The sequence below is a fragment of the Streptomyces sp. NPDC037290 genome, assembly GCF_055603245.1.
In genome coordinates, this window is record NZ_JBVJVZ010000001.1 from 39,740 (window position 1) to 50,825 (window position 11,086).

Here is an 11,086-nt window from a genome sequence, read left to right on the forward strand (position 1 = left end):
GATCACTGGTCCTTGTGGGAGAGAGCGCGGACGGTACGGGACGGGCTGGGCCGGTCCAGGTGGGCGGCCATCCACACGCTGGTGGCGGTCAGACGGCCGAGATCGACCCCGGTCTCGATGCCGAGGCCGTGCAGCATCCACACGAGGTCCTCGGTGGCGAGGTTGCCGGTGGCGGACTTGGCGTAGGGGCAGCCGCCGAGGCCTCCGGCGGACGCGTCGATCGTCGTCACACCGTGTTCCAGGGCCGCGTAGGTGTTGGCGAGCGCCTGGCCGTAGGTGTCGTGGAAGTGCACGCCGATCACGTTGGTCGGCACGCCCTGCTCGTTGAGCAGGTTGAGCAGTTCGAGCACATGGCCCGGGGTGGCCACGCCGATCGTGTCGCCGAGGCTCAGTTCGTCGCAGCCCATGTCGCGCAGGGCCCTGCACACACGGACCACCTGGTGCAGGGGGACCGCGCCCTCCCAGGGGTCGCCGAAGCACATCGACACATAGCCGCGTACGTGCACCCCGGCGTCCTTCGCCTGCCGCACCACCGGGTCGAACACCGCCAGCGACTCGTCCAGTGTGCGGTTGAGGTTGGCCTTCGCGAAGGACTCGGTGGCGCTGGCGAAGACGGCGACCCGGTCGGCGCCGAGCGCCAGCGCCCGGTCCAGGCCGCGCTGGTTGGGGACCAGCACGGGCAACGCCACCCCCGGCAGGTCGCTGACCATCCGGAACAGCTGCTCGGCGTCGGCCAGCTGGGGCACCCACCTGGGGTGCACGAAGCTCGTCGCCTCGATGGTCGTCAGGCCCGCGTCGGCGAGGCGGCGGATGAACTCCGCCTTGATCTCGGCCGGTACGGTCCGCTTCTCGTTCTGCAGACCGTCGCGCGCGCCGACCTCGTGGATCCGCACCCGTGCGGGCAGCTCGGTGGCCGGTACCACCATGGGCAGACCGTGGGCGGTCACTCCGCCACCTCCCCTTCCTCGGCGTGCGGTGCGATCACGGCGAGCACCTGGTCCATGGCGACCGTCGTGCCCGGGGTGACCTCCAGCTCGGCGACCGTGCCGGCGTGCGGGGCGGAGATGACGTGCTCCATCTTCATCGCCTCGACCACCAGCAGGCTCTGACCGGCGGCCACCTCGTCGCCGACGGCCACCTTGACCACGGTCACCGTGCCGGGCATGGGCGCCGTCAGCGAGTCCGCGCCCGCGTGCCCGGACCGGGTGAGGGACGCGGCGACCGGGTCGTGGTCGCGCACCTGCCAGGCGTCGCCGTCGCCGCCGATCCAGTCACCGGCGCGCTGGAAGGTGTGCCGGACGCCGTCGAGCGCGACGGAGACCGTGGCGCCGGTGACCGTGTGGCTGCCCCGGGGGGTGTACGTCACCGGTTCCTGCACCCTGAGGTGGAAGGCGGGCGGCTTCGGGGTGCCGCCCATGCGCCAGCCGCTCGGCACCGAGAACGGGTCCGTCCAGCCCTCCGAGCGGGGCTGCAACGCCTCCAGGCGTACGGCGGCCGCCGCCTCGTACACCTCCTCCGGTACGTCGGCGGGGACCAGTTCGTCCACCACCCGCTCGACCAGTCCGGTGTCCAACTCGCCGGCCACGACGGCCGGATGGGCCAGCAGCCGGCGCAGGAACCCGGCATTGGTCTGCACGCCCAGCGTCACCGTCTCCGCGAGCGCCGCCCGGAGCCTGCGCAGCGCCGTCTCCCGGTCCGGGCCGTACGCGATCACCTTGGACAGCATCGGGTCGTACAGGCTGCCCACCTCGGTGCCCTCGCTGAGCCCGGAGTCGGTGCGGATGCCGTCGCCCTGCGGCTCCTTCAGGAGCAGCACGGTGCCGCCGGAGGGCAGGAAGCCGCGCGCGGGGTCCTCGGCGCAGATGCGTGCCTCGACCGCGTGGCCGGTCAGCTTCACGTCCTCCTGAGTGAAGCCCAGCTTCTCCCCGGCCGCCACCCTGAGCTGCCACTCCACCAGGTCCAGGCCGGTGACGAGCTCGGTGACCGGATGCTCCACCTGCAGGCGGGTGTTCATCTCCATGAAGTAGTACGACGACGGGTCCCGGCCCGGCACGATGAACTCCACCGTGCCCGCGCCCCGGTACCCGCACGAGCGTGCCGCCTGCACGGCCGCCTCGCCCATCGCCGCGCGGGTCCGCTCGTCCAGCAGGACGGAGGGCGCCTCCTCGATGATCTTCTGGTGCCGCCGCTGGAGGGAGCACTCGCGCTCGCCGAGATGGACGACGTTGCCGTGGCCGTCGGCGAGCACCTGGATCTCGATGTGCCGGGGCCGGTCGATCCACCGCTCCACCAGCAGCGTGTCGTCGCCGAAGGAGGCACGGGCCTCGCGGCGGGCGGCGGCGATCTCCTCCTCCAGGACCGACATGTCACGGATCAGCCGCATGCCCTTGCCGCCACCCCCGGCGGACGGCTTGAGCAGTACGGGTGCGCCCAACTCCCGGGCTGCCTCGGCGAGTTCGGGATCACGTCCGCCGGGGACCACCGGCACCCCGGCCGCCCGCACCGTCTCCTTGGCGCGGATCTTGTCGCCCATGAGCGCGATCGCGTCCGCCGACGGGCCGATGAACACCAGCCCCGCCTCCTCGCACGCCCGCGCGAAGGCGGCGTTCTCGGCGAGGAAGCCGTAGCCGGGGTGGACGGCCTGCGCACCCGTGCGGGCGGCGGCCTCCAGCAGCCGCTCCACCGACAGATAGCTCTCGGCGGCCCGCGCCGGCCCGATCCGTACCGCCGTGTCGGCCTCCCGGACGTGCCGCGCGTCGGCGTCGGCGTCGGAGAAGACCGCCACCGAGCGCACGCCCAGCGAGCGGAGCGTACGGATGACGCGCACGGCGATCTCGCCCCGGTTGGCGACCAGCACTGTGTCGAACACGGTTCCCCTCCTCACATCCGGAAGACGCCGAACTGGGGGTCTCCCAGGGGCGCGTTGGCGCAGGCCGTCAGGGCGAGTCCGAGCACCTGACGGGTCTCGAGCGGGTCGATCACACCGTCGTCCCAGAGGCGGGCCGTGGCGTAGTAGGCGTTGCCCTGGCGTTCGTACTGCGCGCGGATCGGTGCCTTGAAGGACTCCTCGTCCTCGGCGGGCCACTCCTCGCCGCGGGCCTCCAGCTGGTCCCGCTTGACGGTCGCCAGCACCGACGCGGCCTGCTCGCCGCCCATGACGGAGATCTTGGCGCCCGGCCACATCCACAGGAAGCGCGGCGAGTAGGCCCGGCCGCACATCGAGTAGTTGCCCGCGCCGTACGACCCGCCGACGACGACCGTCAGCTTCGGCACGCGCGTGCACGCGACGGCCGTCACCATCTTGGCGCCGTGCTTGGCGATGCCGCCCGCCTCGTAGTCCTTGCCGACCATGAAGCCGGAGATGTTCTGCAGGAACACCAGCGGGATGCCGCGCTGGTCGCACAGCTCGATGAAGTGGGCGCCCTTCTGGGCGGACTCGGAGAACAGGATGCCGTTGTTGGCGACGATGCCGACCGGGTGGCCGTGGATGCGCGCGAAGCCGGTGACCAGGGTCTGCCCGAACTCGGCCTTGAACTCGGCGAACCGGGAGCCGTCGACCACGCGCGCGATGATCTCGCGTACGTCGTAGGGGGTGCGGGGGTCGACCGGGACGGCGCCGTACAGCCCGTACGGGTCGACCTTGGGCTCCACGGCCGCCGTGACCTCCCAGGGCGGGGACTGCCGGGCCGGGAGCGTGGCGACGATGTTCCGGACGATCCTGAGGGCGTGCGCGTCGTCCTCGGCGAGGTGGTCGGTGACACCGGAGACCCGGGAGTGCACCTCGCCGCCGCCCAGCTCCTCCGCCGTGACGACCTCACCGGTGGCCGCCTTCACGAGCGGCGGGCCGCCGAGGAAGATCGTCCCCTGGTTCCGGACGATCACCGCCTCGTCGCTCATCGCCGGGACGTACGCGCCGCCCGCCGTGCACGAGCCGAGGACGGCCGCGATCTGCGGGATCCCCGCGCCGGACATCCGGGCCTGGTTGTAGAAGATCCGGCCGAAGTGGTCCCGGTCGGGGAAGACCTCGTCCTGCATCGGCAGGAAGGCGCCGCCGGAGTCCACGAGGTAGACGCACGGCAGCCGGTTGTCGAGGGCCACCTCCTGGGCGCGCAGGTGCTTCTTCACGGTCATCGGGTAGTACGTGCCGCCCTTGACCGTGGCGTCATTGGCGACGATCACGCACGCGCGGCCGCTGACCCGTCCGATCCCGGCGATCACCCCGGCCGCCGGGGCCTGGCCGTCGTACATCCCGTCGGCCGCGAGGGGCGCCAGCTCCAGGAACGGCGACCCGGGGTCGAGCAGCGTGTCCACCCTGTCCCGCGGCAGCAGCTTGCCACGCGCGGTGTGCCGGGCCCGCGCCTTCTCGCCGCCGCCGAGGGCCGCCGCGGCCAGCTTGCCGCGCAGCTCCTCGACGAGCGCGAGATGCGCCTGTTCGTTGGCCCGCCAGGCCTCCGACGCGGGATCTGCCGCGCTCCGGAGCTCCGGTGCCTCCTGCATCCTGCGGTCCCCTCACCCGGTGATCGAACCCGTGATCCGCTGTTAATGAGCGTTAACCATTTCCTCCAGGTTAACGACCGCTAACCTCGCTGTCTAGAATTGCCTGCATGGTCACCAGAACCGACGCCCCCACCCGCCGCGAGCAGATCCTCAAGGAAGCCGCCCGGCTCTTCGCCGAGCGCGGTTTCCACGGCGTCGGCGTCGACGAGATAGGCGCCGCGGTCGGCATCAGCGGCCCCGGCCTCTACCGCCATTTCCCGGGCAAGGACGCGATGCTCGCCGAGCTGCTGGTGGGCATCAGCGGCCAGCTGCTGACCGGGGCCAAGCGGCGCCTGGCGGAGGCGGACGGCAGGACCGCCGCCTCCGTGGTCCTCGACTCCCTCATCGAGGGCCACATCGACTTCGCCCTGGACGACCGTCCCCTGATCACCCTGCACGACCGCGAGCTGGACCGCCTGCGCGACAGCGACCGCAAGCTGGTCCGCCAGCTGCAGCGGCAGTACGTCGAGCTGTGGGTGGAGGTGGTCCGCGAGGTCTACCCCGCGCTGTCCGAGCCGTCGGCCCGCTCGGCCGTCCACTCGGTCTTCGGCCTGCTGAACTCCACGCCCCACCTGGGCCGTGCGGGCACCCTGCCGGGACGCGGGGCAACGGCGGCGCTGCTGCACCGGATGGCGCGGGGGGCGTTCGCGGCGGCGGGGGAGGGGTGACGCGGGTCACTATCATCGGGACATGGACTACGCGAAGATGCGGGCGATCGCCGAGGAGCTGGGTGCTTACGCCGAGCGGCTCGAGGGGACCTGGAGCGTGGAGATCGGGCCGTCCGGTCCGGTACTGGCCATGACGTGCCCGTCGAAGCGGCACGAGGGCACGCTGCACCGCATCCGTGAGCAGCTCAACCGGCAGGTGCCCGCAACTCATCCGGGCTACGTCTGTGCGACCGGCCCTGAGATCGAGCACCCGGCGCTCGGCCGTATGCGTCTGCCCGACGCGGTCGTCATCCCGCTGGAGGTGCTGGACGAAGAAGGTATCGCCGTGGACGCCACCCAGGTGCTGGCAGCCGTCGAGATCGTCTCGCCGTCCCACCCGAACAACGACTACGTCGAAAAGCTCGACGACTATCCGGCCATGGGCATCGGCCACTACATGATCGTCGACCCGCGCACCGGCACGATCGAGGTCCACTCGGAGCCGTGCAACGGCCGCTACACCCGTAAGGAGCCGTACATCTCCGGCGATGCGGTGCCGTTCGGCCCCTGGACGATCGACACCTCGGAGTTCCGCCGGTACGGCAAGGCCGGTAACTGACCCTCGCGTGGTCAAGCTCACCCTGGACGCCCGACCGTACTCATCGGTATCTTCGGTTCTGAGCAAGCGCTTAGACATGCCGAGGTACGTGGAGGTGGCCGTGCGCCGTACGGTGTTCAACGAGGATCACGAGGCGTTCCGGGAGACCCTGCGCGCCTTCATCGAGGCCGAGGTCGTCCCGGTCTACGACGAGTGGTTCGCTGCCGGCCAGGCGCCGCGCGACTTCTACTACAAGCTCGGTGAGCTGGGCATCTTCGGTATCAACGTCCCGGAGGAGTTCGGTGGCGCCGGCCTGGACAGCCACAAGTTCGAGGCCGTCCTCTACGAGGAGACCGCCCGCGCCGGCGTCCAGTTCGGCGGCTCCGGCGTGCACGTGCTGCTCGCCCTGCCGTACATCAAGATGCTCGCCACCGACGAGCAGAAGAAGCGCTACCTGCCGAAGTTCGTCAGCGGCGAGGAGATGTGGGCCATCGCGATGACGGAGCCCGGCACCGGCTCCGACCTCGCGGGCATGAAGTCCACCGCCAGGCTGAGCGAGGACGGCACCCACTACGTCCTCAACGGCGCCAAGACCTTCATCACCGGCGGCGTCCACGCCGACAAGGTGATCGTGTGCGCCCGCACCGCCGCGCCGACCGCCGAGGACCGCCGCCACGGCATCTCCCTGTTCGCGGTGGACACCAAGTCCGAGGGCTACTCCGTCGGCCGCAAGCTGGACAAGCTGGGCCTGCGCACCTCTGACACCGCCGAGCTGGCGTTCGTCGACGTCAAGGTCCCGGTCGAGGACCTGCTCGGCGAGGAGAACAAGGGCTTCTACTACCTCGGCCACAACCTGGCCTCCGAGCGCTGGGGCATCGCCTTCGGCGCCTACGCGCAGGCCAAGGCCGCCGTCCGGTTCGCCAAGCAGTACGTGCAGGAGCGCACCGTCTTCGGCAAGCCGGTCGCCCACTTCCAGAACACCAAGTTCGAGCTGGCCGCCTGCCAGGCCGAGGTGGACGCGGCCGAGGCCGTCGCCGACCGCGCGACCGAGGCCCTGGACGCCGGTGAGCTGACCCCCGCCGAGGCCGCCAGCGCCAAGCTGTTCTGCACCGAGGTCGCCCACCGCGTGATCGACCGCTGCCTGCAACTGCACGGCGGCTACGGCTACATGAACGAGTACCCGATCGCCCGCCTGTACGCGGACAACCGCGTCAACCGCATCTACGGCGGCACCAGCGAGATCATGAAGTCGATCATCGCCAAGGACATGGGTCTGTAAGGTCCCCGCAATCACTGGCCGGTACAACTAATTCCATGAGCCAGGCACTCCAGGAGCTCCTCGATCTGCTCGACCTCGAGCAGATCGAGGAGGACATATTCCGCGGCCGGTCCCGCTCCGCCGTCGTCCCCCGGGTCTTCGGCGGGCAGGTCGCGGCGCAGGCGCTGGTCGCCGCGGGCCGGACGGTCCCCGCGGACCGGCCCGCCCACTCCCTGCACGCGTACTTCCTGCGCCCCGGCGACCCCGGCGCGCCCATCGTCTACACGGTGGACCGCATCCGCGACGGCCGCTCCTTCACCACCCGCCGTGTGGTCGCCGTCCAGCACGGCAAGCCGATCTTCCATCTCTCGGCGTCCTTCCAGACGTACGAGGAGGGCCTCGAACACCAGGCGCCCATGCCCGCCTCGCCCGACCCTGCGACCCTGCCCACCTCGCAGGAGCGGCTGCGCGGCTACGACCACCTCGCCCCCGAGGTCGTCGAGAAGTTCCTGGAGGCCCGCGAGGCGATCGACCTCAGGTACGTGGACGAGCCGCCGTACGGGCAGTTCGGCGAGCCGCGCGAGCCGCACAGCCAGGTGTGGTTCCGCACCAACGGCAAGCTGGACGACGACCCCCTGCTGCACGTCGTCCTCGCCACCTATGTCTCCGACATGACCCTCCTCGACTCCGTGCTGCTCGCGCACGGCCGCGGCGGCTGGGCCGTGGGGGACGTCGTGGGCGCCTCCCTGGACCACGCGATGTGGTTCCACCGGCCCTTCCGCGCCGACGAGTGGCTGCTGTACGACCAGGAGTCGCCGTCCGCGCACGGCGGCCGCGGTCTCGGTCAGGCCCGCATATACACCCAGGACGGCCGGCTCGCCATCACGGTCATCCAGGAGGGCGTGGTCCGGGTCCCGCGCTGAGCCCGGGACGGATTTGGTTTCCTGAGGTGCCAAGTTACGGGTGCGGGACTAGGCTCACTGAGTGAAAGCCGCAGTGCACGGCACACGCGGCCGACGAGGTCCCCGGGACTCCTCTGACCTCAGCCGCGGCACCCGAGGTGCGTGAATGCGCGTACCGGCGGGCCGCAGGCGTCGACCGGATGAACGTGCCGCCACGGTTCAGCGGTGACATCCGAAGGCCGCGCCGCATTCCTCTTCCCGCGCGGCGGTGGCCGTCCGTCTCGTGACGTTCCCTCAGGGAGCCGCGAGCGACGATGGAAGGTAATTCCCATGCGAGCAACACGCACGCGGCGTCTTGTCGCGTTGTCCGCCTCCGGTCTGCTGCTGGCCGGCGGTGCCGCGATCGGCGCGGCGGGCACCGCCTCCGCGGCGGACCACCAGGACCACAGCTCCTACAGCCGGAACTGCGACGACTCCGACCACGGCAGTCACCACGACGACTGGGGCAACGACGACGACTACGGCGACCATGGTGACCACGGCGATCACGGCGATCACGGTGACCATGGCGGCGGCGACCACGGCGGCGGTGACCACGGCGGCGGTGACCACGGCGGCGGTGACCACGGAGGCGGCGGCCACGGAGGTTACTGACCGGACCGCATCCTGAACACGGTGTGCGGGCCCCGCACCGGGGGCCGTACACCGCGCCCCGTTGTCACACCAGTCCGGCCTCGGCGAGCAGATACGCCGTCAGGGGGTCGTAGTAACGCGGGCTGACCACATGGTCGTCCAGCGGTACGACGACCTGGAGGGTGCCCTCGGACTCGGCGAGGAAGAGCGCCGGATCGTTGCAGTCGGCGTACCCGACCGAGTCCAGGCCGTGCTGCCCGGCGTACCCGGCCCAGCCGTGGTCGGCGACCACCAGGTCCGGCAGCGGGCGGCCCGCGCGCTCAAGTCCCGTGAGAACGGCCCGCATCGGCTCCCCGGAGTGGGTGTGCCACAGCGTCGCCCCGTGCTCCAGCACGGCCACGTCCGCGAACTGCATGACGTACCCCTCCTCCGTCTGCAGCCCGTCCGGGATGACCACGATCTCGCAGCCGGCGGCGCGCAACGCGGCGGCCGTGGCCCGGTGCACGTCCAGCAGGCCGCCCGGGTGTCCGGTCGCGAACAGCACCCGCTGCCTGCCCGCGGCCGCCTTGCGCAGCCGCGCCGCCATCCGGTCCAGGGCGCCCACGGTCAGCTCGGGGTCGATGGTGTCCTGCCCGTACCGGTACTCGGGGTCGTCGCTGACACCCACCCGCTCGGCCATCACCGCGAGCACGTCCTGCTCGTCCGTCCAGCGGTCGCCCAGCTCCAGGCCGAACCAGAAGCCCCGGACACCGTTGGCCAGCTGGCGGTAGTGGGAGAGGTTGTTCTCGCGGGGCGTGGCGACGTCCCCCGCGATACGGGTCCTCACCAGGTGGTCGACGAGCTGGGCGCGGCTGGGTGTCCCGGATATCGGCATGCCTCCCATTGTGGGGCAGCGCGCCGCGGGCGTCCTCGGCATATCGCCCGCTGGGACGGGGGTCACGCGCCGGGCCGGCCCGTCAGGCACCCTGCGGGAGCAGGGTGCCCGGCCGCCCGCCGAGACCCGCGTCGCGGGCCCGCAGCACGGCAGTGGCCCGGTCGTGCACCTCCAGTTTCGTGAAGATGCGCGACACGTAGTTGCGTACGGTCTTCTCCGCCAGGAAGAGTCTGCGGGCGATCTGCCGGTTGGTCATGCCGACCGCGAGCAGTTCCAGTATCTCCGTCTCCCGGCTGGTCAGCCGGGACAGCTCCGTGGGTTCCGGAAGTCGTTGCACGTCGGCGAAGTAGCTGCTGAACCGGGCCGCTATCGACGGCCTGAAGGCGGCACCCCCGCGCGCCACGATGTGCAGTGACTCCAGCAGTTCCTCCGGCGACGTGATCCGTGCGAGATGGCCGTTCACCCCGAGGCGCAGCGCGGAGACGACGATGACGTCGTCGTAGTCCTTCTGCGACACCACGACGACGCGGGGCCGCGCGGTCTCCTGGCCGTACCGGGAAACAATCTCCGTGACGTTCCTGCAGACGGCCCTCGTGGACGGCGGCTCCCCGAGGATCACCACGTCCGGCCGTGACGTCCCGTCTTCCAGACATCGCAGGCCGTCGGACTCGTCGGACGCCGTGCCGACCAGCCGGAACCGTCGTCCTGATGGACCTGCGCATGCCGGTCGTGGACGGCATCGCGGCGATCCGGGAGATCAGCTCGGACGCGGCGCTGTCCGGCGTCCGTGTGCTCGCCCTGACCATGTTCGACATGGACGAGTACGTCTACCCGGCGCTCCAGGCCGGCGCCAGCGGCTTCATGCTGAAGGACGCCTCACCGTCCGACCTGGTCAACGGCATCCGTGTCATCGCCACCGGCGAGGGGGTGCTGGCCCCCACGGTCACCCGGCGTCTCATCGCGAACTTCTCCCGCCGCAGCGAGACGGCCCGGCCGGCGCCACGGCTCGTCGGGCTCACCAAGCGGGAACAGGAGGTCCTGGTGCTGATCGCCAACGGGCTGTCCAACGCGGAGATCTCCGAACGCCTCGTCATCAGCATGCCGACGGTGAAGACCCATGTCGGCAGCCTCCTGGCCAAACTCCACGCCCGGGACCGCGCGCAGCTGGTCATCATCGCCTACGAGAGCGGCCTGGCCGAGCGCGGCATGCCGAGGTGAGTGCGCGCCGGTACGGGGCTCGCCCGCCGGTCAGCCGTGCCGTAGCGCGAACCACAGCTCCATGCGTACGTCCGGGTCGTCCAGGTCGGCGTCCAACAGGACGGCGCAGCGGGCGATCCGCTGCCGCACGGTGTTGCGGTGCACGTCAAGCGCCACCGCCGTACGATCCCAACTGCCGTGCAAAGAAAGCCAGTTGCGCAGGGTCTCGGCGAGTTCGGGCCGTCCGGCGAGCGGGGCGAGCACGGCCAGGGCGTGTGCCTCGGCGTCCGCCCGCGGCACCAGGTCATCGAGGCCCGGCCGGGCGCCGTGCCGGACCAGCGGGGTGCGGGTCGGGGGGGGGGGCGCGAGGGGGGGGGGCGGGTGGGGGGAGCCGGGGGTGCCGCCCCCTAGCCCTCCGACGCCGCCCCCCCCCCGCGTCCA

Annotated in this window: 12 protein-coding genes; 6 read left to right on the forward strand and 6 right to left on the reverse strand. The window is 71.3% G+C overall.

The window, feature by feature from the left end:
• Nucleotides 1–2 precede the first annotated feature (2 nt).
• Genes ACZ7HQ_RS00195 through ACZ7HQ_RS00205 form a run of 3 tightly spaced genes read right to left on the reverse strand, consistent with a single transcriptional unit; the run spans nucleotide 3 to nucleotide 4,497 of the window.
• Nucleotides 3–926: a hydroxymethylglutaryl-CoA lyase gene (locus ACZ7HQ_RS00195; protein WP_470982660.1), complete on the reverse strand. Its 924-nt coding sequence runs from the start codon at nucleotides 924–926 to the stop codon at nucleotides 3–5.
• Between the two features lie 17 nt (nucleotides 927–943).
• Nucleotides 944–2,869, reverse strand: coding sequence for an acetyl/propionyl/methylcrotonyl-CoA carboxylase subunit alpha (locus ACZ7HQ_RS00200; RefSeq protein WP_470982662.1), 1,926 nt, complete (start codon nucleotides 2,867–2,869; stop codon nucleotides 944–946).
• A gap of 11 nt (nucleotides 2,870–2,880) precedes the next feature.
• Nucleotides 2,881–4,497, reverse strand: coding sequence for a carboxyl transferase domain-containing protein (locus ACZ7HQ_RS00205; protein ID WP_470982664.1), 1,617 nt, complete (start codon nucleotides 4,495–4,497; stop codon nucleotides 2,881–2,883).
• Between the two features lie 107 nt (nucleotides 4,498–4,604).
• Between ACZ7HQ_RS00205 and ACZ7HQ_RS00210 the strand changes: the two genes are divergently transcribed.
• The 5 genes from ACZ7HQ_RS00210 (at nucleotide 4,605) to ACZ7HQ_RS00230 (ending at nucleotide 8,595) form a co-directional block, all read left to right on the forward strand.
• Nucleotides 4,605–5,204: an SACE_7040 family transcriptional regulator gene (locus tag ACZ7HQ_RS00210; protein ID WP_470982667.1), complete on the forward strand. Its 600-nt coding sequence runs from the start codon at nucleotides 4,605–4,607 to the stop codon at nucleotides 5,202–5,204.
• A 22-nt stretch (nucleotides 5,205–5,226) separates the two neighbouring features.
• Nucleotides 5,227–5,802 (forward strand): Uma2 family endonuclease, encoded by a 576-nt coding sequence (locus tag ACZ7HQ_RS00215; protein WP_470982669.1) that lies wholly within the window; start codon nucleotides 5,227–5,229, stop codon nucleotides 5,800–5,802.
• Nucleotides 5,803–5,902: 100 nt separating this feature from the next.
• Nucleotides 5,903–7,060 (forward strand): acyl-CoA dehydrogenase family protein, encoded by a 1,158-nt coding sequence (locus ACZ7HQ_RS00220; RefSeq protein WP_470985119.1) that lies wholly within the window; start codon nucleotides 5,903–5,905, stop codon nucleotides 7,058–7,060.
• Nucleotides 7,061–7,095: 35 nt separating this feature from the next.
• Entirely contained in the window at nucleotides 7,096–7,962 is an 867-nt protein-coding gene (tesB, locus tag ACZ7HQ_RS00225; protein WP_470982672.1) for an acyl-CoA thioesterase II, read from the forward strand.
• A 309-nt stretch (nucleotides 7,963–8,271) separates the two neighbouring features.
• The gene (locus ACZ7HQ_RS00230) at nucleotides 8,272–8,595 is read left to right on the forward strand and encodes a hypothetical protein (RefSeq protein WP_470982674.1); all 324 of its coding nucleotides are present in this window, start codon (nucleotides 8,272–8,274) and stop codon (nucleotides 8,593–8,595) included.
• A gap of 64 nt (nucleotides 8,596–8,659) precedes the next feature.
• On the opposite strand, the gene ACZ7HQ_RS00235 is transcribed toward ACZ7HQ_RS00230, so the two are convergent.
• Both ACZ7HQ_RS00235 and ACZ7HQ_RS00240 read right to left on the reverse strand, forming a co-directional pair.
• Nucleotides 8,660–9,448, reverse strand: coding sequence for a phosphatase (locus ACZ7HQ_RS00235; protein ID WP_470982676.1), 789 nt, complete (start codon nucleotides 9,446–9,448; stop codon nucleotides 8,660–8,662).
• Between the two features lie 82 nt (nucleotides 9,449–9,530).
• A complete protein-coding gene (locus ACZ7HQ_RS00240; protein ID WP_470982679.1) occupies nucleotides 9,531–10,070 on the reverse strand; it encodes a response regulator transcription factor in 540 nt (179 codons plus the stop codon).
• Nucleotides 10,071–10,078: 8 nt separating this feature from the next.
• Between ACZ7HQ_RS00240 and ACZ7HQ_RS00245 the strand changes: the two genes are divergently transcribed.
• Nucleotides 10,079–10,666 carry a LuxR C-terminal-related transcriptional regulator gene (locus tag ACZ7HQ_RS00245; protein WP_470982681.1) on the forward strand — a complete coding sequence of 196 codons (588 nt, stop codon included), beginning with the start codon at nucleotides 10,079–10,081 and terminating at the stop codon, nucleotides 10,664–10,666.
• A 30-nt stretch (nucleotides 10,667–10,696) separates the two neighbouring features.
• On the opposite strand, the gene ACZ7HQ_RS00250 is transcribed toward ACZ7HQ_RS00245, so the two are convergent.
• A partial coding sequence (locus ACZ7HQ_RS00250; protein ID WP_470982683.1) for a helix-turn-helix domain-containing protein occupies nucleotides 10,697–11,086 on the reverse strand: 390 nt, incomplete at its 5' end.